This window comes from Vibrio sp. RE88 (assembly GCF_013113835.1).
Lineage (GTDB): Bacteria > Pseudomonadota > Gammaproteobacteria > Enterobacterales > Vibrionaceae > Vibrio.
The window spans coordinates 72884-97092 of record NZ_VTYQ01000006.1; the positions used below are offsets into that span (position 1 = coordinate 72884).

Genomic DNA, 24209 nt, shown 5'->3' on the forward strand with positions numbered 1-24209 from the left:
TGTATGGTTTGTCGTTACGATAAACATCCTTACTCACGGCTTTATCTCCAAACATCGTCAGGGCTGACGGTTTACTGATTCAGCAAAAACAAAACGGAAAAAGAATGAAAAGTAAATTCTATGCAAGTGCACTTTGTGCAGCGACTTTAATCGCTTCACCTGCAATGGCTGCTGATCAAGAACTCTACTTCTACAACTGGTCTGAATACATTCCAAACGAAGTTCTTGAAGACTTTACGAAAGAAACTGGAATCAAGGTTATTTACTCTACCTACGAGTCAAATGAAAGCATGTACGCCAAGCTTAAGACTCAAGGAGCGGGTTACGATTTAGTAGTACCGTCTACTTACTTCGTTTCTAAGATGCGTAAAGAAGGTATGCTGCAAGAAATCGATAAGAAAAAACTGTCGCATTTCGCTGACCTTGATACGAACTTCCTGAACAAGCCTTTCGACCCGAACAACAATTATTCTATCCCTTATATCTGGGGTGCGACTGGTATTGGTATTAACTCCGACATGCTGGACAAGTCTTCCGTCACCAAATGGGATGACTTCTGGGACAGCAAATGGGAAGGTCAGTTGATGCTAATGGATGACTCACGTGAAGTTTTCCATATTGCATTGACTAAACTGGGTTACTCACCAAATACGACGAACCCAGACGAAATTAAAGCAGCCTACGAAGAACTGAAGAAGCTGATGCCAAATGTATTGGTGTTCAACTCAGACTTCCCAGCAAACCCATACTTAGCTGGTGAAGTGTCTCTAGGCATGCTGTGGAACGGCTCTGCTTACATGGCACGCCAAGAAGGTGCTTCGATTGATATTATCTGGCCCGAAAAAGGCACCATCTTCTGGATGGATAGCCTAGCGATTCCAGCAGAAGCGAAGAATGTGGATGCAGCTCATAAGATGATCGACTTCCTTCTACGCCCAGAGAATGCAGCGAAGATCGCTCTTGAAATCGGTTACCCGACTCCAGTCGCGACCGCTCATAAACTGCTACCGGAAGAATTTGCAAACGATCCAAGCATCTTCCCACCTCAAGAAGTGATGGACAGCGGTACTTGGCAAGACGAAGTCGGCGAAGCTAGTGTTCTTTACGACGAGTACTTCCAAAAGCTAAAAGTCGACAACTAAAACGTAAACTCGTTTTCAGTTATATACTTTATAAAGCGGCTCCGGCCGCTTTATTTGTTTTCTCATGGATAGAGGACGCTATGATTGTAAGGTACAAAAGATTCCTGACTGGCTTCTGCGTGCTTTCCGGGCTTGCGATACTGGTTACGACAATCAGCTATCAAACCAACCCTGAGTCTTATAGTGACCTTCTTTTCGAGGCGAATACTTTATTCGTTCTTCTATTTATCTATTCCATCTCTCGGGAGCTGTACCGTAGCAATACCTTCCTAAAATGGGGGCTAATACTGCTCGTTTTCAATCAAGCCTATGATATTTTGACGGAAATCCCCGTTTTAGACCAATGGACCGACAACAACGAATTTACTCATACTTTGATCGAAGATGGTGGGATTCAAATTGCTTACCTGCTAATTGCATTCGGCGTCACCCAGCTTTTTCGCCAAATGGGTGAACATGCTTACACCGATGAGCTAACGGGATTGTTTAACCGCAAAAAACTCTTCTCTATCGCTCGCCAGCAGTTCGATTTAATTTACATAGATTTAGACGGCCTAAAACAAATCAACGACACTCACGGGCACGCCAGTGGCGATTTAACCATTATCCGCTTCGCACAAGCAGTCAATGCATCGGTAAATCCAACGGATAAAGCGTTTCGCATCGGCGGAGATGAGTTTGTGATTGTGGTTGGCCCGGGAGAAGGTGAAGCCTTCATCGATAGAATCAAACAAGATCTGATTGAGGAGCAAGTCTTGTTTAGTTACGGCATTGAAGCTTCTACACCTGAAACCTTAAAAGAGAACCTGATAAAGACCGATAAAGCTATGTATGAAATGAAAAACTCTCAACGCAAACGCGCTGAGAGTGAATGAGTTAAGCGTGTTTAACGTCTGGCTCTTGCAACGCTAGTATCTCTTCGACCAATTTAGGTACTTCGACACTGGCCTTGCCATAGCGTTTTTCTTCAAACTCGCTCTCAACCGCACTAGGTTCAAGGTTGATTTCAAGCGTATGCGCGCCATGCATTTTAGCATCGTGCACAAAACCTGCAGCTGGATATACGACCCCAGACGTGCCAATCGAGATAAACAAATCGGCTTTTTCTAATGATTCGTAGATATCACCCATTCGTAAAGGCATTTCCCCGAACCAGACAACGTGAGGACGCATCTGAGAAGGAATCTGACAACAATGACACAAGTCACCGGTGTTAACTTCACCCTTCTCTTCAACAACCTGATTGGACTCACTACATCGTGCTTTCAGTAGCTCTCCATGCATATGAATTACATTCACACTACCACCACGCTCATGAAGGTTATCGATATTCTGTGTGATGATGGTTACTGTGCCCTCGAGTTCTTTTTCAAGACGACCCAAAGCGAGATGCGCGGCATTGGGCACTATACCCTCTTCCTGTAATTTTAAACGGCGCTGATTGTAGAAGTCTTGCACGAGATCTGGGTTACGCTCAAACCCCTCGGGCGTTGCGACATCCTCAATACGGTGATCTTCCCATAAACCATCCTGAGCTCTAAAAGTTTGAATCCCTGACTCAGCCGAGATACCTGCACCAGTAAGTATAACGACGTTTCGATACGGAAATTTCATACGACATTCCTTTCTCTTATGCTTTTTGCTAGCTTAGCACTTAGAGGTAAGCTTCAGAAGCTATTGGAATTAGACCATAGTCGCACCTGTTCAAGATCAACTGCATTTATGTGAAGTTACACAAAAACGCGACCCGAAGGTCGCGTTGAAATACACCGTATATTTTATCTTCACCAGAAAGATATCGCCCTGAAACCTTAGGGCGATATTGGGTTTAAAGGTTCGGTCCTTTATTGAATGAAAACGGCTGATTCGCCCGTAGTTTGGTCATACCTTGATACATACGTACAAACCAGACAGCAATCGCTATTGCCCCAAAGAGCATACCTACATAGGGAATGTAGTAAGCGATATCATCAATAATATGGTTCTGATACCAGTAATCATTCACGCCTTTCAAAACCCCATTAGACGTTGCGACAGTGATGATAAGAACAACGAAATAGATCAGATTGAGAAAGAAAGTACGAATCAAACCATAATAGTGTGAATCAATTACTTCTCCATCCTGACCTTTATCCAGCCTGTAACCCGCATAGACAATCGCTACAACACCTGAAATCAAGCAAGTAAGTGGCGTAAAAATACTTAGGATGTACGCTATCCAAATTCCTTTATGAGGTTTGTTCATTGGTTTGCACTCCTTTTACGCTATCAAGCTCCGAAGCTCCTTGGTGCTCTTTCGCCTTCATTTCCTCGTACCACAGGTCATGATGTTCTTTTGCCCAAGTTTCATCGACTTCGCCCGTCACCATGCCTTCCAGTGCGCCTTCCATTCCAAACAAACCAATGTAGATATGGAAAATAAAGCCACAAATCAGGATCTGAGCAGCAACCATATGGACGAGATTCGACATCTCCATATCACGTCGCGTTTGTCCGAAGATCGGGAAGTCCAGAACTAAGCCACTCAGCGCAACCGCGGTTCCAACTACGATAAGTAGCCAGAACAGAGCCTTTTCACCTGCATTGGAAAACTCAGCAGAAGGATGAGAGCCCTTGTGTTTACCGACCATGCCACCCAACTTCACAAACCAAACAAGGTCGACTTTCTTGAAGATCGACTTGCGCCACCATTTCACTAGTACGCAAATCAGCAGCACATAGAAGATTGGCCCAATGTAGTTGTGGTATTGCTTGGCCAACATAATGATGAAACCCCACAACTCTGATGGAATGTACGGCTTAAGGAAGTGTTTACCGTAAACCAACATCAATCCACTAAAGGCTAATGTTAAGAACGTAAACGCCATACTCCAGTGCAATGCTCGATCAAATCGAGACCAACGCTTGATTTTTTTACCTGTTCTTGGCGCACTGAGCATCAGAGGGCCAATCACGATGTACATCAGTGTCACGAACGCAATACTGCCAAAGATGGCGACTGCGCCTGCCGGAGACATCCACTTTTCTTTGAGAATGTACCAAGTCTGGCCGGGAGCACTGATCAGCATCCCATGCTCTGGGAATTGAGAAGTAGTGTAGCCCTCTTCTCCCTGACGAACCTGACGCCAGAAGTCCGCGCCAGCCAATTGAGACATTTCTCGTTGTGCAACATCAGCTTCTTTTTGCTCTGCCTGAGCAGGCAATGAAAAAGCAAACATTAATGCTGCCATGATCGACAGCATTAAAAGAGATGCACGTTTAAACATTGAAAACATGACCATCTCCAACGTTAGCTTTTGGTGGCGTCGTAAGACAGGTCATTACCGTTCGTCCAGCCTGCGCCCTTCGCGCCACGCTCAACTACACGTTGACGGAAAATGTCCGAGACTTTCTCTGCATCACCCGCTAGCAAAGCTTTCGTTGAACACAAAGACGCACACATAGGCAGCTTACCTTCAGCAATGCGGTTTGCACCGTACTTCTGACGCTCTTCCACTGACCCTGCTTCGGTTTCAGGGCCACCAGCACAGAAAGTGCATTTGTCCATTTTTCCACGCTCGCCAAACGCTTCCTGCTTAGGAAACTGAGGTGCACCAAAAGGACAGGCAAACAAACAGTAACCACAACCGATACAAAGATCTTTGTTATGAAGCACAATGCCATCTTCGGTGTGTTCAAAGCAGTCTGCCGGGCACACCGCCATACAAGGTGCATCAGTACAGTGCATGCACGCTACTGAAATTGAGTTCTCGCCCGGTTCACCATCATTTAGTGTGACCACGCGACGACGCTGAATGCCCCACTCAAGCGCATCATCATTTTCGTTCTTACACGCAGTGACACAGCCGTTACATTCGATGCAGCGCTTGGTATCACATAGGAATTTCATTCTAGCCATTGGTTAACTCCTTACGCTTTACGAATGTTACAGAGGGTGACTTTGGTTTCCTGCATCTGAGTGACAGGATCGTAGCCATAGGTAGTGGCAATATTGGCGGAATCACCAATGACGTAAGGGTCCGTCCCTTCTGGGTATTTATCTCGTAAATCTTCACCCTGGAACTTGCCACCAAAGTGGAATGGGATAAATGCCATGCCCGGCTTCACTCGACGTGTCACCATCGCTTTGACGTGAATACGGCCTTTCTCGGCACCTTCAACCCAAACCATGTCTCCGTCGCGGAAACCAAGATCATTAGCATCTTTCGGGTTCACCTCAACAAACATTTCTTGTTGGAGTTCAGCAAGCCAAGGGTTTGAACGGGTCTCTTCACCGCCGCCTTCATATTCGACCAAGCGACCTGAAGTCAGGATGATCGGATACTCGCCAGATTTATCCTGATCCTGAATTGATTTGTACATGGTTGGAAGTCGGTAGATAGACTCACTGTCATCCCAAGTCGGATAATCCTCCACTAAATCTCGACGTGGCGTATACAACGGCTCACGGTGTAAAGGTACGCGGTCAGGGAATGTCCAGACGATGGCACGAGCTTTCGCGTTACCAAAAGGAATACATCCGTGCTTAATCGCAACCCGCTGAATGCCTCCAGACAAATCTGTCTTCCAGTTTTTGCCTTCTGCCGCGGCTTTTTCTTCAGCGGTTAGGTCATCCCACCACCCCAGAGATTTTAACAACTTATCGCTGAATTCCGGGTAGCCGTCTTCAATCTCACTGCCTTTTGAGTAGCTGTCTTCCGCCAGAAGATTGTGGCCTTCATACTCAACACCATATCTTGCACGGAAGTTACCACCTCCCTCCGCAACTGGTTTGGAGGTATCATAGAGAATATGTGTCCCTGGGTGTTTCATTTCTGGGGTGCCCCAACACGGCCAAGGAAGTCCATAAGTATCACCATGTGCTGGGCCGCCTTCTGCCTCCAACGAGGTTTTATGGAAGGTGTGCCAGTTTTGCTGATGAGACTTCAAACGCTCTGGGCTTTGGCCGGTATATCCGATAGTCCACATCCCGCGGTTAAATTCGCGCGTGATATCTTCGATGACAGGCTGGTTGTTTTCGACTTTGACGTTTTTAAATAGCTGCTCAGCAAACCCGAGTTTCTTGGTCAGCAGATACATGATTTCGTGGTCAGGTTTGGAATCGAAAAGTGGTTCTACGACTTTGTCTCGCCACTGAATTGAACGGTTTGATGCTGTCACACTGCCGTGAGTTTCGAACTGCGTAGTCGCGGGAAGAAGGTACACGCCATCGGTGCGATCGTTCATGACCGCAGCTACCGTTGGGTAAGGGTCAACAATGACCATCATCTCCAGTTTCTTCATCGCAGTGCGCATTTCAACACCACGAGTCTGAGAGTTCACTGCGTGTCCCCAGTAAAACATTGCGCGGATATTATCCTTTTGCTCGATGTTGTCTTTGTTTTCAAGAACACCATCAATCCATCGCGAAACAGGAATCCCCATGTTGTTCATTGGCTTTTTGCCGCGGTATTCATTTTGATCGAAACGCTTCTGAACCCATTCGTGATCGAGCCCCCACACTTTCGACCAGTGCTTCCAGGCACCATCTGACAAGCCGTAATAGCCGGGCAAAGTATGCGACAAAACCCCAAGGTCGGTTGCGCCCTGAACATTGTCGTGACCACGGAAAATGTTTGCACCACCGCCGGATTTACCCATGTTGCCTAATGCGAGTTCCAACACACAATATGCACGCGTATTGTTGTTCCCTGTCGTATGCTGAGTACCGCCCATACACCAGACAACACAACCCGGTCGATTTTCAGAAAGCAGCTTCGCGGTTTGGTATACATCCGCTTCAGTCACTCCCGTCACACGCTCTACTTCTGCTGGCGTCCATTTAGCGACTTCCTGACGGATTTCATCCATACCAAAAACGCGCTGACGAATGAATTCTTTGTCTTCCCATTGATTGGCAAACACATGCCAAAGGATACCCCAGATAAACGCTACATCTGATCCTGGTCGAAGTGACACATAATGGTCAGATTTCGCAGCAGTGCGTGTTCGGCGTGGGTCTGCGACAACGATCTTACAGTTGTTCTTTTCTTTGGCGATTAAGATGTGCTGCATCGCTACAGGGTGAGCCTCTGCGGGGTTAGAACCAATGAACAGCATCGATTTGCAGTTGTGCATGTCATTGAACGAGTTGGTCATCGCTCCGTAACCCCAAGTGTTCGCTACCCCGGCAACCGTGGTCGAGTGACAAATACGCGCCTGATGGTCGACATTGTTTGTTCCCCACAATGAAGCCATTTTGCGGAACATGTAAGCCTGTTCATTGCTGTGCTTCGCACTGCCTAGCCAGTAGACAGAATCTGGACCTGAGTCTTTTCGGATATCCAGAATCTTATCGCCAATTTCTTCGATAGCCTGATCCCAAGAAAGCTTCTTCCACTTACCACCTTCCAGTTTCATCGGGTATTTCAAACGACGTTCACCGTGGCCGTGTTCACGCAAAGCTGCGCCTTTAGCGCAATGCCCGCCAGCGTTAAACGGGTGGTCGAATGCAGGCTCCTGACCTGTCCAAACCCCATCTTGAACTTCAGCGTAAATACCACAACCGACAGAACAGTGAGAACAAATCGTCCGCTTAACTTCGGTTTTCGCTTGAGGATCCACAGACTTTGCTTCTGCTTTTCTGATCATCCCTGGAGCAAACAATCCAGCGCCTACCACAGCGCCACCCGCCGCCAAGGAAGAGTTTCTCATGAATGCACGACGTGATACGCCAAGCGGGTTCCGTTCTTTGCTCACGCTGTCTGAGCGTTTGGTTAATTTCATTGCTCTGCTCCTTACAGCGTGTCGTAGTAATCACGAATATGTTGGGTTTCACGATAACCTTTTGATTTCGCGTTCTCTTTCTCCGGCTGTACAACTTCAGCCGCTGTCGCAGCATTGGCTGTTCCTGCAACGACAGCCCCGGCAACAGCAGCGGTAGTCAGCCCCTTTAAAAGGTCTCGACGGCTGGTATTAACATCTTTATTGTCTTTCATTTTGCTTCCTTACCAATAAGGTATCTGGAGACTGTTGTCTCTCTTCTCGACGTGAATGCTTTATCGCTGAGTCTGCTCGTATTCAGCGGCGTTTTTCACATCAACTCTTGAATGAGTTTTACCGCCCTTCACCTTTGCGCTGAACCGCACCTGTTCTAGTGTTAAGAACGCTTCGCATAGCTGAGCCACAGAAAGGTAAAAACGTGCGTGCTGAGCCCGCTTAACCTGATGAACAAAAGAGGTGAACCAAGGCGAAATGTGAGTATTGAAGAAATGTTGTTGATGAGAATCCTGCTCGCGTACAAGCACCGCCATCACTTCACACAAGGCTGAAATATGGTCTTCTGGTTCTTTGATGCTGTCTTCTCTCTCCAGACCTAACAACTTCAGATCATGGCGGATGTTGGCAAGCGGCTTCTCCATCAAAGAACCAGTACGATGCCACGATGCAAACGGAACGACTTCGCCACGGCCTATACCAATAAACAGTTCGTGATACTCGTCTTCAAGTTCTGAGGCATTTACATCGAGTGCCGCCTGCTTGAGAGCCTGCCATGCCGACTGCATGTCACTAGGCGCGTTTTCAATTTCCAAATCAGCCAAAAATTGCACTAAATCCACAGTAGGACATTGGCGATACAACGCTGATAACATCAAGTAGATGTCAGCTCTTAAAGTAAGTTGTTCTTCCACTTTCATCTCCTAATAGTTCAGCTGTTTGGTTGGATCGTCAGCCATCGCTTCAAACATATCGATGACTCGGCAGTCCTCACACATCGCGATACGGTTGAGCGCACTGTCATCATTAAAGTAAGAGTGACCGCGTAACTTATTCTGAAGCATATCGATCATAGATTGAGGCGCGAAAGGTTTATGGCAGCGTATACATTCCGCCGCCTTTTCTTCGTGAATCGTCGTAGCTGACTGCCGAGCAGCCGCATCCCAGTTCATTCGAGGCGTCATAGTGAGAGCGTTTTCAGGGCAGGCTTTGGTACATAGCCCACATTGAACACAGTCTTGCTCAACAAATTTCAGCGATGGTGATTGGCCGTCGGTATGAAGTGCTCTGGTTGGACAAACCGCAACACAACTCATGCACAATGTGCAGTCTTTACTTTCGCAAGAGATATTGCCGTAAGGCGCATTAGCAGGAAGCTCAACAAGAGTTTCAATAGGCGTTCGAGTCTGGGCGAGCGAATCAAGAGCGGTAAAAAGTCGCTGCCTTTTATTGCCTTGTAAATCACCGAGTGATAAATCAAACGAGTCAACACGCAATTGTGGGCGACTCTCACTTAGCGATTCCATGTAGAGAATATCGATAATGTCTCGTTCAATGCCGATTTGAGACAGTAACTCCTGCGCTGTGGCAACTTCATTTTGCAAAACGCGTAATATCGTCGCTGGCATACGCTTGCTTGCGGCAAACAACACTTGTGTTGCTCCATTGACCAAAGCTGCAAACCAAGAGTCGATACCTACCGACGGAAGATCTTCAACCACAATAGGAACAACGTAGTCCGGCAACACATTTAGCGCCATAACGTTAAAGTTTTCGTGACGCTCACTGCATATCAGTACAATCGGAGCAACTCCTCCAGCTTGGTGATAATTCGCCAAAGTACGCTCAATAAATTTCTGAGTCTCTTGAGGGTTCGGCAATGCATAGTGGATAGCTTCTGTCGGGCAAGCCGTTGCACACGTACCTACGCCCTGACACAAATACGGGTTGATTTCGATGCGATGACCCGTTTTGTCACTCCCTTCACTAGACAAAGCACCTGCGGGGCAAGCGTCAACACAGCGCTCACAGCCTTTAACCCCTCGCGAGCTATGCGCGCAGAGATCGGTATCCAATCGAAAAAACTTCGGTTTATCGAACGTCCCCATTAAGTTTGGGATCTCTTCCAGAGCATCCGCAAGCTTTGGATAACCTCTGCCTACAGGGAAGTAGCCCGGAACAGGTACCTCTTCACCCATACAGCTGTTAAGGCAAAGATCTAATACGATATCGAAGCATTGTTGGTTGATGGCGACCTGAGCCAGATTGCTGCTCAAGCCGTGGTTTTGTGTATGCACATCAAATGCGCCAAGAAACCCTGAGACTTGAACCTGATTGGCGTAGTAAATATTGCCATGGCTGCCAGGCTCACCATCAGTAGATAGCAGTGTTATGCTTCCCATTTGAGACAACTGCTCTGCGGCGCTTTCAATAATTGAAGTCGGCCCGATGATGAGTGTATGTCCCCCACTCTCATAACTGACCGTGGGAGGAATGAGGTTTGTCAGTTCAACGGTATTCTCAAACGCATAAAGACGCGCTTTACCATTCGCTGACTGAGATTGTTGTAATAGTTGTTTTAGCATTGCTCTGTTCCAGCATTAAGAACATGAATTTTGTTTTATTCGTTCATTAGCAATTGCTATACCAATTTTAATATCGTTAATTATCAGCCAGTTACAATTATTCTTCTTACTAGAAAACCGAATAAAAAAAGGGTGAGACATTTTGTCCCACCCTCGTAATTGATTGTTTAGTCAAAATGTACCTATTTTTTGTGTGGTATATTTTGTCCCATCTCATCGACATCGGTTTCAGCACTTAAATCACTTTCTGTATTCAAAGGCTGTTCAACATCTGAACTATCAGACTCCACGTCATTGGATTGTTCTTGCTCGTGATCTTGATTCACCCACTCCCGAAGCTTGGCGGCCACGTCGGTGGATAAACTCTTCACCGCTTTATAGTCGTGATCATAGTCATTGAGTCGGTCGACCTCACTGAACTCACCGGATAAGAACAGCTTTCTCAACGCCGCTTTCTTTACAGCTGATTCGGCTTCAGAGACCAATAACGCTGCCACACTCGTCTCTTCAGAGTCTTGTTCTAACTCGTTGTCTGTAGACCCATCGTCACCTTCGGCTTGCTCTACCACTTCTTCCGAAGGCAGCTCAGAGAGCGAAGCGTTCTGGTCCTGCTCTCCATCAAGCTTGCGTTTAGACCAACGCGATATAAAGCTACTTGCCACTTGAACGCCCCGCTCCTTTACGCTTTTTACGTCTTACTTCAAGCAGTTCACCATGACGACCAATGTACGCCTCAATCCAAGCTTGAACAGGCAATGGCATTTCATTAGATAACACCAGATAATCACCATCCATATACTGGCCAGCCGCACTCTGCGAAGCCGTCAGTGAAACGATATGAGGTTGTTCTTCACTGTCCACAGCATCCATGATCAAAAAAAGCTTTGGCTGTTGAGAACTCAGGTTGAAGCGGTAATCTGTTCTTTCATCTCTATGTAGCTGTAGCGTCGTTGTATTTTCGCTGTGACGGTCAGGTTGAAGATCAAACCCGAGCAGTTGCCACTGCGTTGTTGACCATATTCCTGTTGAGATTTCGTGGGACTTAAGGTCACAATTTATGGACCATACAGACTCAGATTTCTCTAGCTGAGCACCGACGATTTCTTGTTTTGACATATTTATCCGCTCAAATATTCATTTTGTTGCTTTCTAGCAATAACTGTACCTAAGGTCTGTGGTTGGATTACATGACGGGAACGGTATTTGCTTACTCCTTCATAACCACAAACGATCAGAAGCAGGAAACCTTGTAGTGAAACCTAACATCATCCGAACCAGTGAGAATCCGCTGCAGACCATGGAAGTAGAAGTCTGCGATGAATATGGTGAAAAAATTGTCAAACAGATCGCCTGTGAACGCCCTCTAACTGTGATGCTTAACTGGAAAGAAGTCGTCACACTGATGACATTAGGATCGCGCCCTGAGTCTCTTGTGCTTGGATACCTAAAAAACCAAAGCTTTCTCTCAGACCCAGAGTCACTTGAGTCAGTCATCATTGATTGGGAAACCCATAGCGCAGCGGTTATCACGAAAGAAAACACTGAGCATCTTGAAAGTGCACTAAAAAAGAAAACCGTTACTTCAGGCTGTGGTCAGGGCACCATGTACGGCAATGTCATGAAGCAGCTCGAGAACTATCAGGTACCACAAGTGAAACTCAAGCAATCCGAGATTTACTCTGCACTTGAGGCGCTCACCCACTACAACGACACCTACAAAAAAGCCGGTGCAGTTCATGGTTGCGCCATCTGCCGACACAATGAAGTGTTGTCTTTTGTGGAAGACGTCGGCCGACACAATGCCGTTGATACGCTGGCCGGAGAAATGTGGTTAGAGAATCAAAGCGGTGACGACAAAATCTTTTACACAACGGGTCGACTCACGTCGGAAATGGTCATAAAAGTAGCTCAGATGGGTATTCCAGTATTACTTTCACGCTCAGGTGTTACCCAAATGGGGTTAGATCTCGCCCAAAAGTTTGGAATTACGACGATAGCAAGGGCTAAAGGGCTGAGATTTCAGGTTTTCACTGGAGCAGAAAAAATCGAATTTGACGTAAAAGGTGATATGAAATGACATTTATAGTCGGCTAACTTGAAAAACACCTCTCTAGTGCTATTAGTTTTATATTCGCATTAATAATATTGTCATGAAGCACATAATTTTAGCGGATATTCAACGTCATTAGGCTACAGGGAGGTGTCCATGAACGGCTCACCGAATACAGAGCGGTTTGCTTTTTCTTTTTCCATTCGTGCCAAGTTAATTCTCATCAATTTGACTTTACTCGTTAGTGTCGGCTTGTACGCCTATTACGAACAAGCCAGCTTTAACAGTTTCGAATCTTTAGAGCATGCAGCCATAAACAACTTACAAAGCTCCGTCGATCTGCTTATGTTACGTCGTCACGAAAAGGATTTTCTTGCGCGTAAAGATATGAAGTACCCCCAACGGTTCGACAAAACGTTCGAGGAACTTTCTCAGCGCTTATCCGAGCTTGCTATCATTTTAAAGTCCCATAACCTTCATATGGAAGACCGTACTTCCACTATTGTCTCCACTCTCAACCAGTATCAAATTCAGTTCCACCAATTGGTGAATCAAGTCAACGCGATTGAAGGCGTCGATGTTTCTTCCAATTTCGTCTCAGAACTGGAGAACTCTAGAAAAGCATTAAAGGCAGCCGCGGCCGACAAAGACAGTTTTGCTTTGGAGGTGGAGCTGCTTGAACTGATGGAAGCAGATTATAGGTATCTCGCTAATACCAATAAAGAAACCAGCGCATCTCTCCTCGCCGCTCTCGATAAATTCTCAGCGAGTGAACATGTCCCTCAAGAACTTCAACCTGTGTTTACTGACTACCGACGCAGCGCAGAAAAATTAGTCGAAGCGTGTGAAATTCTAGGGCTGACTTCCAGCGAAGGGCTTAGAGGTGCGTTAAGATCGAACGTTCACAATACTGAACAGGCCATCAATGGACTTCAAACTGAGATAAGCCAAGTCATTTCTCAAAAATCCGCCGACATCAAAAGCCAGCTTTTCTTAATTGGTGGAGCAATTGTTGCCTTACTTTCTAGTATGTTGTTCCTCATCGGTAAAAGCATCTTAAGCCGCATTCAAGCCATCAACGTGCTTATGAAAAACATTGCCAGCGGAGATGGTGACCTTACAGTGCGCATGAATGCGAAAGGTGATGATGAACTCGCTCAGCTTGCTAACTCTTTTGACCGATTCATCTCCCAACTGCATGGCCACATTAAGGAGTTGGCCGATGTGATGTCAGTATTAAGTGAAAGCTCATGCAGCTCGGAGCATGCCGCCGTTAAAAGTATGAACAATGCTGAGCAGCAAAAGATTCAGTCAGAATCGGTTGCTACAGCCGTCAATGAGCTGGTAATGACCAGCAACGAGATTACGGCCAATATCGAATCTGCCGCGCAGAACGCCGAGAGCATGAAACATGAAGCCGACGGCGCGCTGAATGTCACCCACTCAACCAGTGACAGTATTCAGACTCTTTCGACGAATATTGAAGAGTCCCAAGCCTTAATCGAGGATCTAGCTGAACAGAGCAAAGAGATTAATCAGGTCATCGCGACCATCCAAGGAATTGCAGAACAAACAAACCTGCTTGCTTTGAATGCTGCAATAGAAGCCGCTAGGGCGGGCGAAAACGGACGAGGTTTTGCTGTCGTAGCCGATGAAGTCAGACAGCTTTCGTTGATGACGAACAACTCTACCCATCAAATTGAAACAACCATTCAGACTCTGACATCCGGTATACAACAGACCGTTACGAAAATGTCTTCAAGCTTAGAGCAGGCGCACCACACCAATACCAGCACCAAGGAAGTGGTCAGTGCGATTGACGCGATGACATTACGTATCAGCGAAATGTCAGACATGAATACGCAAATCGCGACCGCTTCTGAAGAACAATCTATGGTATCTGCGGAGATAGACCGCAACATCACTGAGATTGCGCATTTGGCAAGCGATACACACCAGATTGTTGCTGGCTCAGTTCGTTGTAGTGAACAAGTGTCAGGTGTTAGCCATAAACTGGAGCAAATTGTCGCTAACTTCAAATATTAATCGATTGATAGCTTTGGTCGTATCATTTGGGCAATGAAAATGATACGACCTTTTTTGTGCGCCAAGCTCACCAATTCGACTTTACGGATCTTCTTTACACTTGTGCATTCGCTAGGGCTTTGTTTCTGTTCAAATAGCCATAGAGACCAAACAAGATCGCGCCACCACTAAAGAACGTCATTAAAGTACCCACTGGAGGTGCTAAACCTTCTAGATCAACAAAGACAAAATACCCTAGGTCAGCTAAACCTCCGACCAATGCGCAGATAAACATCGCGGTTACATTCCCTTTCCAAACGTACACGCTACCTACCGTGGTTACTAAACCGAACCAAGCTAAGTTCCAGGAATGTTGTTTGAGCGTTGCTGTCACTATAGGCGTATACTCGGTCAGCATTCCAACCATCATTGGGTCTTTAGTTATAGCCTCAATGGTCAATGCCTGCTCACCTAGCGAGAACAGATAGATAAGTGCGGCACCCATGAAAAAATGGAACACACCCCAAACAGCCCATAGTACAGATGAAACTTTAAAACTCGTCGACATCTTCATCATCACTCTCCCCTTTATGAGTTTTCAATTTAACAAGCGACTCACTGCTTCTAGAGCGTCGCTTGTTGATGGGAAAACTATAAAATCGTTGACGATAAATAGATAACGAATAATTATATTCAACATGAATACTTAAAGTTATCATGTTTACCTAAAAGTGGTGTTTATGACGAATGAACAACTCAAAGCCTTTCTTGCTGTTGTCGAACAAGGGAGCTTTCGTAAAGCCGCTCAGGCTATCTTCAAAACTCAAGCTGCCGTCAGCGCATCTGTTGCTTCGTTGGAGCATGAATTCGATATTCTGTTATTTAGCAGGGATGAGTATCGACCTAAGCTCACTCATGCAGGTCATCAGTTTTACCTAAGTGCCAAGAAGACGATGGAACATTTTTCACACTTAGATAGGATGGGTCGGCAGCTTGGTAAAGGGGTTGAGCCAGCATTCAACATAGTTATTAGCGCTGTGTTTCCTTTACCACCATTACTTGGCAGCATAAAAACCATCAGCGACAGCTTTCCTCACACTCAATTTACCGTGTCGACAGAAGTGCTAAACGGTGTAACTGAGTCCATCGATGAAGGACGCGCTGATTTAGCTTTCGGACCTGACTTTGGCTTAGACACAACCTATGAAAAAGTACCAATATCCGAGGTTACCTTCATCAATATTGCCGCGCCCGACTACTTTTCTGAAGACTCAAAGGCTGAGATTTCTCTCGAAGACGCGAATCACTATTCGCAGATCATCGTACGTGATAGCTCAAGAAGCGTTGATAAAGCTTCCATCCATGTTGCGCCAAATACGGACTCATGGAGGGTCAATGACTTCGCGACCAAAAAAGAACTGATTCTAGCTAAGCTTGGTTGGGGAAGAATGCCTCAACATTTGATAGACCGGGAGCTTGAGAGCGGATTGTTGATACCTATTAGTGTAGAAGGCATCGCTACCTACTCTAACGCACAGCTGTTCATGTTTCGTCGTCGAAACCGTGCCAACGGCCCTGTTGCGAATCACTTTTGGCAGGAATTAAACCAAGCTTACTCACCTAAAAAATAACGCCGCGCGAGACATATGCACGGCGTCGCAATTTTGCAGTTATCGACCTAGCATTCGCAGCAGCGTTTTGTCTTTGTCGATTAAGTGATGCTTGAGTGCTCCGACAATATGAAGAACGATCGCAGCAGGTAAGAGTGTTTCGCCGATGAAGGAGTGGATAGTATCCCCAATATCATCAAGAAGCGGATAAATAACCAGACTTTCTCCTGGATTAGCTGGGTCTGGCGTGGCTGCTAAAAGATCTAAACTGAAAAAGTGTAAGCCATGCCCGCCGCCAATCGCCATCATCATGCCTGATAACGGCATAAGTAAGGTCGCAATCAGAAGTGCCCAATGCACTGCCTTACCACTTATTTTTTCAAACTGTGTGTAGTCTCCTACATGCTCTGGCCAGCCATTAGAGTACCGCCAGATAACTCTAGGAATGACGACCAATAAGATTGCCACACCAAACGAGGTATGAGAATCAAACAGCCATTGAATTCCGATGTCTTCCATAAATAGGCCTGACATCACCATATAGAGCATTAATACACCTACGACCCAGTGAAGTGTGATGGTAATCGATGATAGTTTTTCTTTGGTATCCATTTTCCTTTCTCCGCTAATGATAACTAGCAACAGGAACAAACTACTATTTACTACGTGAATGAAACATGAACACCTACCAGGGCAAATCGATTAGCCATTCACAGCCTTGCGTAACGCGGCCAATGCAACCAAGGCGATCGAGCTAACACTCTGCCTGCCCTCAACTAATAAGATCTTTACAGCAAGATCACACAATCACTTCCCTGCTCACTTCTTGTTCAATATTTGTGATCAATACACAAGTCCGACTGGTATAACAGGTATAGTGTTATTCATCCAAGTGCATTTTGCTTTGAGAAAACCAATGAAAGATCCATCACGATAAGATTATCTCGATCTAGCTGGTATAACAGGTATATCAGAAGGGGCTATTTTCTTATTACTTAAATCGTTCACATACAGTGAACCTATTCAATAACAAGGAATAAACATGAGAACAAAGATTGTGTGTGTTGCTACGCTAGGGCTCAGTTTCACGGCATTAGCAGGAAACGGAATTGGTCAAGAAGAGCAGGAAGAACAGTGGGTGTTTGAGAATGGGATGAACAACCCTGCCGCTAATGTTCCCAACTACGCCTGTTATAGAATACCCGCTATCGTCAAACTGAATAATGGCGAGTTGCTTGCGTTTGCAGAAGGCCGTGAGCACAGCTGCTCAGATCATGATGAAAATATTGATATTGTCATGCGAAAGCGCGATCAATCAGGACAATGGGGACCCGTTAAAATTGTGGCAGATCACGGTGGCAAAGTGACACGCAACCCAGCTCCTGTTGTCGATGAATCGGGCAATGTTCACTTAGTGTATAACGTCAATTATGACGCTCAAAACCCAGACAGTGATGATGCCGTCAGCGAAAGCAGCATCAATCAAAACAACAACCGCTACCGAGCCTCTGTCTATTACATTCGCAGCTCAGATAATGGTGAATCATGGACAGATTTTGCTTCACAGCCAGCTAACCTTGATGCCACCGTCCATCCTTATGCTGCTAATAGTTCCTATGAGAATGGCTTATGGGCATGGTATGCAATGACGCCTGGCCACGCACTGCGTTTGGATAACGGTAAACTGTTCTTCCCCGCCAACCATGCTGAATACAAACACGGGTTACCCGATGGAGAATATCGCTATTATTCACACGCGATTACACTCGATCCTACAACAGACACCTTCTCTCTGAATGACATCGTAGGCCCAGATACCAATGAAGTGATGGCAGAACAGCTCGATAATGGTTGGATATACATGAATATGAGAAACAACCATCGCTCTATTGGCGCTTATCGTGCTGTGACATACAGTAAGGACTATGGTGAAAACTGGATGGGAACAGAGTATGACCATATACCAGAAGAAGGGAGCAGCAATTATTGGCGTAATATCGGTTACGATCCTGCGTTGATCACACCTCGCGTTCAATCTTCCGTTCTGCGATTTTCGTCAGATAAAGGAGAAACCGGTGTGTCACGACTGTTGTTCTCTAATCCAGCCGATACATCAAGCCGTGTAAAAGGGACCATTCGAGTCAGCTATGACGAAGGGAAAACATGGAGTCACTCCTATCGCTACAACAGTAGCGAGTCGCAATACAGTGATCTGGTTAAAACGAACGACAATACGGTAGGTATTCTGTACGAAGAAGGTAACTCAGGTCACAATGGAATTTACTATATAGAAGCCAACCTTGAAAAAATCACTGGCTCCAAAGACGCATATATTCCAACCGTTGTTAGGGAGCATTACGCTGATGGACGCTCGCCAAATGATGGTCTGATAGCAGATGAAGATCAAACTGGGCTCGATCCACAAACTGGAGATTTAACCGTTAATGTTACTTTTACGTTAGCTGAGACCGCCAATACGCAAGATACTCAATTCTTAGCCCGAAAAGGTAACCCGTTGTCCCAAGACGCTGGATGGGGTCTATTCATTGAGGACGGAAAACTTAAGTTTCGCGCTGCGGATGCAGTAAACCGATACGGGGTACAAGCAACCCTTTCTGAGAATCTGAAAGACGCGAAACATACTATTACAGCGAAGTTTGATCGCTCACCGAGCAATGGAAACGAGCAAATGAGTTTATATCTCGACGGTGTGAAGCTTACCACTACGCCACTCTATGACTCGCTGACCAGCTCTGTTGATATTCAATCCGCAAACCCTCTTATCATTGCGGGCTCTGACCATCACAACATTCTCAATGGATTGGTTTATAGCTACCAAGTTTATGAGCATGGATTAGATTCGCAAACCATTGAGAAATACTCATTATCTAACCTTAAGGACTACAACTTCTCTGATTTCTTCGATAACCCAGAAAACAACAACTTCGAAGATTTCTTTAGCGAATAACTCGAACCTTGTTAAGCAAAGAGCCTCACGAGAGGCTCTTTATTAGATAGTCACAGTGGCTTACACAAAATCTAAAACGTCTAACGTTTCTCCATTGGCACTACCTTCGATTGATGCGACGTACGCTTTAGCGGTGTCGTCAGCAGAAAGGCCAGAGGTTGGATCCATACCCATCATCTCCATGGTTTCCTTAACAAAGACAGGGCTAACAACATTAATACGAACATCACGCTCTACTTCCAACGCAGCCGCTTTGGTAAACGACTCTAAAGCGCCGTTAGCCATACTCAATGTGACCGAACCCGGCATTGGCTGATGCGATAGCACACCTGATGTTAAAGTGATTGAACCGCCATCAGACAAATACTTCTGCCCTACTCTCACCAGATTGATTTGTCCCATCAATTTATTGCCAAGTGCAAGTTGAAAGTCTTCATCTTTAGCTTCGTTTAACGAAACAAAGTTAGCTGCCCCTGCTGTACTCACAATAGCGTCCAATGTTCCTACTCGATTAAATAGCTCCTCAATCGACGTCTTTGAAGACAGATCAACCTGAACATCTCCTTCTTTGTAACCTGCACGGATAACCTCATGTTGAGTTGATAACTGTTCAACAACCGCTTTACCAATGGTGCCTGTTGCGCCGATAACCAAAATTTTCATATCTTCTCTCCTAAGCCATTATTAAGTTTCAAACCTTTCGGCTGCCGACTGCTACTTGGCAAACCGTAGTTGATGAAGAAAATATAATTCGATAGTCTGTGCACGTAAATTGAAGATAATTGCAAAGGATGCTTGCATGAATGCACAGGACTTAGATTGGAATGACATTCCTTTTGTGTTAGCCGTTTGCGAGACAGGCTCACTCTCTGCTGCGTCGAGAAAACTGGGAGTGAATCACTCGACCGTCTTTCGCCGTATCGAAGGCGTCGAGTTAAAACTTGGCGTCACACTCTTTGAGAGATTGCAGACTGGCTATGTCATGACCGCTGAAGGAGAAAAATTTTTCCATTACGCTCAAGAACTACGAGAAGGCGTTGACCGCATTCACAGAGAGCTGGGCGGTCAGAATTCCAGACTCGAAGGCCAACTCACCATTACGACCACAGACTCTCTGATGTATACGCTGGTGGATATCTTTAGAGGATTCCAATATGCCTATCCAGATGTCGAACTGTGTATTTTGACTGGTGCGAAAAACTTGGATTTGGTTCAGCGAGAAGCCGACATCGCTTTACGACCAACACGAAACCCACCAGAACACTGGGTTGGACGGAAGCTCTCCGAAATATCTTACGCTACCTATGCCAGTGACAGCTGTATCGAAAGTATGGCTGACAATGAACCGGAGAACTTTCGCTGGTTAAGACTGATCGACAACCTCAATCAGTCATCGATGAACAAGATCGTTCACCAACTCAAACACGCTGATGCTCCAGTAACGATTTCAAACTCATTGATGGGAGTTTATGAATTTGCTGTCTCGGGCTTCGGCATTGCCGCTCTGCCATGCTATTTGTGCGAAGGTCACCCTAACTTGCATCCTATACACAGGGACTTGAGCCAATATGACAGTGAACTATGGCTGCTGGCACACCCAGACATGAGGCGTAGTGCGAAAGTTCATGCGTTCTTCGAGTATGCGACACCATTAATTCGAGAAAAGTTTGCCCAACGTTGAGTACTCGTACACCAAACCGCATTGGTCTAGAGCTAGACAAGATAATGTACCACCCCTGAGTAAAACTCAGTTCAATTATTCTTAAAAAGTGATAATTATTAGTTACATAGTTTTGATCTTATTATCACAGCAATACCTTTTCATTCTTTTGAATTATATGAAATCAATTTAATATTTTCTCGAACAATAAAAAGGAATGAAAACATGAAACTCGTAACAACCACTCTCGCCCTTGCTGCAATTTCTTTTAACGCACTTGCTTCTTCCGAACTTCCATCCGTTGTTTATCTGGATGGCGTAGCCTACCCATTGGTTGAACTGGATTCGAAAAAGACCACTAACAACAGCGTTGAACTCAATATCACTCAAAAGGAACAGCAGCAAATCAAACAGAAAGGTTTTGCGGAAATGGCCGCTGCCTACAATTTCAGCTGTCGTATCACCATTTCTAATAACCACTACTTTACAAATCTACAGCCTCAAACTGCCACAATTGCGCATTCTTTTGAACAAAAGTGTGCCAATAAAGCCGCAACGGCAAGCTTGACGAATCTGTCAAACGCCTCACTGGATTTATACCTGTTCGATTACACGGGAACAACGATCCTGGCGGGGCCAATGAGAAGCATCACTGCATACCCGGCCAATGGCAACTATCACTGGATCGTATTTAACAAATCAACGGGGAGCCGTGGTGACGGTTACGTAAAAACATCGAATCGTATCTAGTTCATAACTTAGTAGTTGTTTCAGCCTGGTAGTTATCTATCAGGCTGTTGTCTTTTAGGCCTTATACGCCTGCTCAATATTCCATCGAAAAAAGCATAAAAATCTATCGAATAAATTCATTATTGCCTTATCACCTTTGGGATTACTATGAACCCGAACACTTATCTAAAAGGATTACAATAATGAAAAAAGTTCTACCTGTTATAAGTCTTGCTCTGGCTCTATCGTCTGCTCATTCATTTGCAGCAGATAAATACCAACTGGATCCCGCACTCTCTTCCGTCAGCTTCGCAACGATTAAAAATCAGTTTGTTGTGGAACCTGCAACAATTAACACTTTATCGGGCACGTTTGACAGTAGTGGTCAGTTTGAAGTGTCGATTGATTTAAAAGGTATCCAAACAGGCATTCCAATTCGCGATAGTCGCCTGAACGAGCTGTTCTTTGAATCAGCCAAGTTTCCGGCGGTAACGGTAAGCGGTAATGTTGATACACAATCATTATCTGACGCACCGCAGAAATTAACAGTGCCTGCGCAGGTCACCCTTTATGGACAAACCAAAACCATTGATTTTCCAGTCGTAGCGTTCAAATCAGACGGTCACGTAATGGTGAGTTCGCTTTCTCCAGTTATTGTCGGTGCTTCTGATTTTGGTATCCCTGCTGAAAACCTAACAAACCTTGCTGCCACAGTCGGTGGTATTAAGATTTCAGACCGTGTGCCGCTTAACCTAACCCTGACCTTTAAGAAGTAATTCACTGACGAGCAGCGACAATGTCGCTGCTTACTTTTTTTGCGGAATTTCATCTCATCATATACAGCGATTATTGCTCCTGCTAAATTGAAACACATTAGTAACTTCTCCCTCGCACGCCCTACGGATAGTGAATAGCGAAAGCGTTATGCCAAATTACGATCACGAATTTAATCTGCGTCAACGTCATCCATTCGGGCGATGGCATTTACTGAAGAATGAATGGCAAAGCACTCTCGCCCGACAGCACTTAACGTGTAGTTTGGATATTGAATATGGCCCGACACCCGGACAAAAGCTGGATGTTTTCCCAGCTAATACGCCGGACGCTCCTGTATTGTTCTTCATCCATGGCGGATATTTTCGTGCACTGGATAAACGTCAATACAGCTATTTAGCTAAACCATTTGTAGATGCAGGCTGCACTGTCGTACTAATCAATTACGACCTAGCGCCATCTGTGTCAGTCGCGCAAATAATCGATCAGAACCTAGCCGCTTTTGATTGGGTGAAATCCCATATACACAATTGGAATGGCAACGCAGATAACATCGTCATTTGTGGTCACTCAGTGGGGGCGTTTCTCGCATCCAAGATTGCAGAGCACAGACATATTTGCTCGGAAGAGAACTCACTTTCAGGTTTGGCCTTGTTAAGCGGTGTGTACGATCTCACCAAAGTGAAAGACTCGTACCTTAACGACTCATTAAACCTAACTATGGAAGAAATTGAAGCAAGCCCTATCTTTTCACCTGTCGCAGGATTTCCACCCACCCTGGTTGCAGTCGGAGGAAATGAAACCAACGAGTTTATTCGTCAATCTGAACACTATTTCGCAAAATTGGAAGCAGTGAAGGTAGAAAGTGAATTCCACAATTTGGATACTCACAACCACTACACTGTATCTAGACTTTTAGCGTCACCTGACAATGTTATCTTTAAGAAGATTTTGGCGTTGTTTGCCATTTAGTTTGTTCGAAGTCACTCTGTAGAAAATCAATTAAAGCTCTTACCGTCGGTGACAAGTGCTTTCGGGAAGAATACAAGGCATACACCTTCATCTGCTGTGGCCGCCATTCAGGGAGTATTTGCACAAGCTTACCACTCGATAAATGTTCATCAGCTAAGTACCTAGGCTGAACCGCTAAACCAGCCCCGTTAAGTGCTGCATGCAATAGCACGGTAGCCTCATTCGCGGTTAGCTGACAATGCACTTCCACCGCTTTGTGCTCGTCACCTTTACTCAAATGCCAAACATGACGTTGGAAGTTTTTGTACCCTAAGCACTGAAGTCGCGATAAATCTTCCGGTTTACTCACCTGAATGTGCTCAACATAACTCGGAGAGGCAACAATCACGGAGTCACATACGGCTATCGGCTTGCCAATCAAAGACGGATCTGGGTTAGACGCGATTCTGATTGCCAAATCAATTTGGCTGTCTGCCATATCTGTCACTGAATCTTGAAGATCGATATCGATACTGACCTTGGGATGCAACTTCATAAACGCAGCAATCGCAGGTATGAGCTGAGAAAAGCCAAATGACATACTGGTCGCAACTCTCACCGTTCCTGTTAGTTCATCACCAGTGTCCGTTGTCGCGGTTAGCTTATCAGCCTGCTCCAGCCATTGTTCGACCTGCTTGAGACAAGATTCCCCTGCGGTGGTCAGAGACACTTTTCGAGTCGTCCGGTGTAGAAGCCGCACACTAAGCCAGTCTTCCATCGCTTCAACGTACCTAGTGACCATTGGTCTCGACATATCCAGCCTATCTGCTGTGGCAGTAAAACTGCCCGACTGTGCGACATCGACAAATACCTTAGCAGCGGTAAGTCTATCCATCCATATGTTCGATTTAAGAAACAATGTTGTTAACTTTGAGGTATTTTTCCGGTCAGGTCAATTT

At 45.5% G+C, this 24209-nt stretch carries 24 protein-coding genes; 10 read left to right on the top strand and 14 right to left on the bottom strand.

Annotated elements, in window-relative coordinates:
* The first annotated feature begins 104 nt into the window (after window positions 1-104).
* Together F0265_RS15260 and F0265_RS15265 are read left to right on the top strand one after the other, a co-directional pair.
* On the top strand, window positions 105-1142 hold the full coding sequence (locus F0265_RS15260; protein WP_171749534.1) for an extracellular solute-binding protein: 1038 nt from the start codon (window positions 105-107) through the stop codon (window positions 1140-1142).
* 80 nt (window positions 1143-1222) lie between these two features.
* Complete coding sequence (locus tag F0265_RS15265; RefSeq protein ID WP_171749535.1) at window positions 1223-2017, top strand: GGDEF domain-containing protein; 795 nt, start codon at window positions 1223-1225, stop codon at window positions 2015-2017.
* Window position 2018: 1 nt separating this feature from the next.
* On the opposite strand, the gene cobB is transcribed toward F0265_RS15265, so the two are convergent.
* The 10 genes from cobB to F0265_RS15315 form a co-directional block, all read right to left on the bottom strand.
* The gene (cobB, locus tag F0265_RS15270) at window positions 2019-2756 is read right to left on the bottom strand and encodes a Sir2 family NAD+-dependent deacetylase (RefSeq protein WP_171749536.1); all 738 of its coding nucleotides are present in this window, start codon (window positions 2754-2756) and stop codon (window positions 2019-2021) included.
* A gap of 214 nt (window positions 2757-2970) precedes the next feature.
* Window positions 2971-3387, bottom strand: a complete 417-nt coding sequence (locus F0265_RS15275; protein ID WP_021457232.1) for a hypothetical protein — start codon at window positions 3385-3387, stop codon at window positions 2971-2973.
* Window positions 3371-4417: a formate dehydrogenase subunit gamma gene (locus tag F0265_RS15280; RefSeq protein WP_171749537.1), complete on the bottom strand. Its 1047-nt coding sequence runs from the start codon at window positions 4415-4417 to the stop codon at window positions 3371-3373. Before F0265_RS15280 ends, F0265_RS15275 begins: the two co-directional genes overlap by 17 nt.
* A 14-nt stretch (window positions 4418-4431) precedes the next feature.
* A complete protein-coding gene (fdh3B, locus tag F0265_RS15285; protein ID WP_006962293.1) occupies window positions 4432-5040 on the bottom strand; it encodes a formate dehydrogenase FDH3 subunit beta in 609 nt (202 codons plus the stop codon).
* Between the two features lie 11 nt (window positions 5041-5051).
* The gene (locus F0265_RS15290; RefSeq protein WP_171749538.1) at window positions 5052-7907 is read right to left on the bottom strand and encodes a formate dehydrogenase subunit alpha; all 2856 of its coding nucleotides are present in this window, start codon (window positions 7905-7907) and stop codon (window positions 5052-5054) included.
* Window positions 7908-7918: 11 nt separating this feature from the next.
* Complete coding sequence (locus tag F0265_RS15295; RefSeq protein ID WP_065740056.1) at window positions 7919-8119, bottom strand: twin-arginine translocation signal domain-containing protein; 201 nt, start codon at window positions 8117-8119, stop codon at window positions 7919-7921.
* Window positions 8120-8179: 60 nt separating this feature from the next.
* Window positions 8180-8818 carry a molecular chaperone TorD family protein gene (locus tag F0265_RS15300; RefSeq protein ID WP_171749539.1) on the bottom strand — a complete coding sequence of 213 codons (639 nt, stop codon included), beginning with the start codon at window positions 8816-8818 and terminating at the stop codon, window positions 8180-8182.
* Window positions 8819-8821: 3 nt separating this feature from the next.
* Entirely contained in the window at window positions 8822-10483 is a 1662-nt protein-coding gene (locus F0265_RS15305) for a 4Fe-4S binding protein (protein WP_171749540.1), read from the bottom strand.
* A 182-nt stretch (window positions 10484-10665) separates the two neighbouring features.
* Window positions 10666-11145 (bottom strand): DUF3306 domain-containing protein, encoded by a 480-nt coding sequence (locus tag F0265_RS15310; RefSeq protein ID WP_171749541.1) that lies wholly within the window; start codon window positions 11143-11145, stop codon window positions 10666-10668.
* Window positions 11135-11599, bottom strand: coding sequence for a DUF3305 domain-containing protein (locus F0265_RS15315; protein ID WP_171749542.1), 465 nt, complete (start codon window positions 11597-11599; stop codon window positions 11135-11137). Before F0265_RS15315 ends, F0265_RS15310 begins: the two co-directional genes overlap by 11 nt.
* Window positions 11600-11780: 181 nt before the next feature.
* On the opposite strand from F0265_RS15315, the gene fdhD reads away from it, so the two are divergent.
* Both fdhD and F0265_RS15325 read left to right on the top strand, forming a co-directional pair.
* The gene (gene fdhD, locus F0265_RS15320; RefSeq protein ID WP_171749744.1) at window positions 11781-12560 is read left to right on the top strand and encodes a formate dehydrogenase accessory sulfurtransferase FdhD; all 780 of its coding nucleotides are present in this window, start codon (window positions 11781-11783) and stop codon (window positions 12558-12560) included.
* Between the two features lie 129 nt (window positions 12561-12689).
* Entirely contained in the window at window positions 12690-14579 is a 1890-nt protein-coding gene (locus F0265_RS15325; protein ID WP_171749543.1) for a methyl-accepting chemotaxis protein, read from the top strand.
* A gap of 94 nt (window positions 14580-14673) precedes the next feature.
* Here the strand turns inward: F0265_RS15325 and F0265_RS15330 are convergent, their stop codons facing one another.
* Window positions 14674-15135 carry a hypothetical protein gene (locus F0265_RS15330; protein ID WP_171749544.1) on the bottom strand — a complete coding sequence of 154 codons (462 nt, stop codon included), beginning with the start codon at window positions 15133-15135 and terminating at the stop codon, window positions 14674-14676.
* Window positions 15136-15298: 163 nt separating this feature from the next.
* Here F0265_RS15330 and F0265_RS15335 point away from each other — a divergent pair, with 163 nt between their 5' ends.
* Entirely contained in the window at window positions 15299-16189 is an 891-nt protein-coding gene (locus F0265_RS15335) for a LysR family transcriptional regulator (protein WP_171749545.1), read from the top strand.
* A gap of 39 nt (window positions 16190-16228) precedes the next feature.
* On the opposite strand, the gene F0265_RS15340 is transcribed toward F0265_RS15335, so the two are convergent.
* Window positions 16229-16780, bottom strand: coding sequence for a cytochrome b (locus F0265_RS15340; RefSeq protein WP_171749546.1), 552 nt, complete (start codon window positions 16778-16780; stop codon window positions 16229-16231).
* A 430-nt stretch (window positions 16781-17210) separates the two neighbouring features.
* Between F0265_RS15340 and F0265_RS15345 the strand changes: the two genes are divergently transcribed.
* Window positions 17211-19136 carry a sialidase family protein gene (locus F0265_RS15345; RefSeq protein WP_171749547.1) on the top strand — a complete coding sequence of 642 codons (1926 nt, stop codon included), beginning with the start codon at window positions 17211-17213 and terminating at the stop codon, window positions 19134-19136.
* A gap of 60 nt (window positions 19137-19196) precedes the next feature.
* Here F0265_RS15345 and F0265_RS15350 read toward each other — a convergent pair whose 3' ends face one another.
* On the bottom strand, window positions 19197-19799 hold the full coding sequence (locus F0265_RS15350; protein WP_171749548.1) for a short chain dehydrogenase: 603 nt from the start codon (window positions 19797-19799) through the stop codon (window positions 19197-19199).
* Window positions 19800-19935: 136 nt separating this feature from the next.
* Between F0265_RS15350 and F0265_RS15355 the strand changes: the two genes are divergently transcribed.
* The 4 genes from F0265_RS15355 (at window position 19936) to F0265_RS15370 (ending at window position 23271) form a co-directional block, all read left to right on the top strand.
* The gene (locus tag F0265_RS15355) at window positions 19936-20817 is read left to right on the top strand and encodes a LysR family transcriptional regulator (RefSeq protein ID WP_171749549.1); all 882 of its coding nucleotides are present in this window, start codon (window positions 19936-19938) and stop codon (window positions 20815-20817) included.
* 204 nt (window positions 20818-21021) lie between these two features.
* Entirely contained in the window at window positions 21022-21546 is a 525-nt protein-coding gene (locus tag F0265_RS15360; RefSeq protein ID WP_171749550.1) for a hypothetical protein, read from the top strand.
* 182 nt (window positions 21547-21728) lie between these two features.
* Complete coding sequence (locus F0265_RS15365) at window positions 21729-22301, top strand: YceI family protein (RefSeq protein ID WP_171749551.1); 573 nt, start codon at window positions 21729-21731, stop codon at window positions 22299-22301.
* Window positions 22302-22449: 148 nt separating this feature from the next.
* The gene (locus F0265_RS15370) at window positions 22450-23271 is read left to right on the top strand and encodes an alpha/beta hydrolase (protein WP_171749552.1); all 822 of its coding nucleotides are present in this window, start codon (window positions 22450-22452) and stop codon (window positions 23269-23271) included.
* On the opposite strand, the gene F0265_RS15375 is transcribed toward F0265_RS15370, so the two are convergent.
* Entirely contained in the window at window positions 23240-24145 is a 906-nt protein-coding gene (locus F0265_RS15375) for a LysR family transcriptional regulator (RefSeq protein ID WP_171749553.1), read from the bottom strand. The genes F0265_RS15370 and F0265_RS15375 overlap by 32 nt on opposite strands.
* Between the last annotated feature and the right edge of the window lie 64 nt (window positions 24146-24209).

What these genes read in the sequence shown, in the direction of transcription:
- F0265_RS15360 (WP_171749550.1), top strand. Translation starts at nt 21,022, where the DNA reads ATGAAACTCGTAACAACCACTCTCGCCCTTGCTGCAATTTCTTTTAAC.
- F0265_RS15325 (WP_171749543.1), top strand. Translation starts at nt 12,690, where the DNA reads ATGAACGGCTCACCGAATACAGAGCGGTTTGCTTTTTCTTTTTCCATT.
- F0265_RS15370 (WP_171749552.1), top strand. Translation starts at nt 22,450, where the DNA reads ATGCCAAATTACGATCACGAATTTAATCTGCGTCAACGTCATCCATTC.
- F0265_RS15340 (WP_171749546.1), bottom strand. Translation starts at nt 16,780, where the DNA reads ATGGATACCAAAGAAAAACTATCATCGATTACCATCACACTTCACTGG.
- F0265_RS15335 (WP_171749545.1), top strand. Translation starts at nt 15,299, where the DNA reads ATGACGAATGAACAACTCAAAGCCTTTCTTGCTGTTGTCGAACAAGGG.
- F0265_RS15295 (WP_065740056.1), bottom strand. Translation starts at nt 8,119, where the DNA reads ATGAAAGACAATAAAGATGTTAATACCAGCCGTCGAGACCTTTTAAAG.
- F0265_RS15305 (WP_171749540.1), bottom strand. Translation starts at nt 10,483, where the DNA reads ATGCTAAAACAACTATTACAACAATCTCAGTCAGCGAATGGTAAAGCG.
- F0265_RS15345 (WP_171749547.1), top strand. Translation starts at nt 17,211, where the DNA reads ATGAGAACAAAGATTGTGTGTGTTGCTACGCTAGGGCTCAGTTTCACG.
- F0265_RS15330 (WP_171749544.1), bottom strand. Translation starts at nt 15,135, where the DNA reads ATGATGAAGATGTCGACGAGTTTTAAAGTTTCATCTGTACTATGGGCT.
- F0265_RS15355 (WP_171749549.1), top strand. Translation starts at nt 19,936, where the DNA reads ATGAATGCACAGGACTTAGATTGGAATGACATTCCTTTTGTGTTAGCC.
- F0265_RS15275 (WP_021457232.1), bottom strand. Translation starts at nt 3,387, where the DNA reads ATGAACAAACCTCATAAAGGAATTTGGATAGCGTACATCCTAAGTATT.
- F0265_RS15265 (WP_171749535.1), top strand. Translation starts at nt 1,223, where the DNA reads ATGATTGTAAGGTACAAAAGATTCCTGACTGGCTTCTGCGTGCTTTCC.
- F0265_RS15300 (WP_171749539.1), bottom strand. Translation starts at nt 8,818, where the DNA reads ATGAAAGTGGAAGAACAACTTACTTTAAGAGCTGACATCTACTTGATG.
- F0265_RS15365 (WP_171749551.1), top strand. Translation starts at nt 21,729, where the DNA reads ATGAAAAAAGTTCTACCTGTTATAAGTCTTGCTCTGGCTCTATCGTCT.
- F0265_RS15315 (WP_171749542.1), bottom strand. Translation starts at nt 11,599, where the DNA reads ATGTCAAAACAAGAAATCGTCGGTGCTCAGCTAGAGAAATCTGAGTCT.
- F0265_RS15350 (WP_171749548.1), bottom strand. Translation starts at nt 19,799, where the DNA reads ATGAAAATTTTGGTTATCGGCGCAACAGGCACCATTGGTAAAGCGGTT.
- F0265_RS15260 (WP_171749534.1), top strand. Translation starts at nt 105, where the DNA reads ATGAAAAGTAAATTCTATGCAAGTGCACTTTGTGCAGCGACTTTAATC.
- F0265_RS15375 (WP_171749553.1), bottom strand. Translation starts at nt 24,145, where the DNA reads ATGGATAGACTTACCGCTGCTAAGGTATTTGTCGATGTCGCACAGTCG.
- F0265_RS15290 (WP_171749538.1), bottom strand. Translation starts at nt 7,907, where the DNA reads ATGAAATTAACCAAACGCTCAGACAGCGTGAGCAAAGAACGGAACCCG.
- fdhD (WP_171749744.1), top strand. Translation starts at nt 11,781, where the DNA reads ATGGAAGTAGAAGTCTGCGATGAATATGGTGAAAAAATTGTCAAACAG.
- F0265_RS15280 (WP_171749537.1), bottom strand. Translation starts at nt 4,417, where the DNA reads ATGTTTTCAATGTTTAAACGTGCATCTCTTTTAATGCTGTCGATCATG.
- cobB (WP_171749536.1), bottom strand. Translation starts at nt 2,756, where the DNA reads ATGAAATTTCCGTATCGAAACGTCGTTATACTTACTGGTGCAGGTATC.
- fdh3B (WP_006962293.1), bottom strand. Translation starts at nt 5,040, where the DNA reads ATGGCTAGAATGAAATTCCTATGTGATACCAAGCGCTGCATCGAATGT.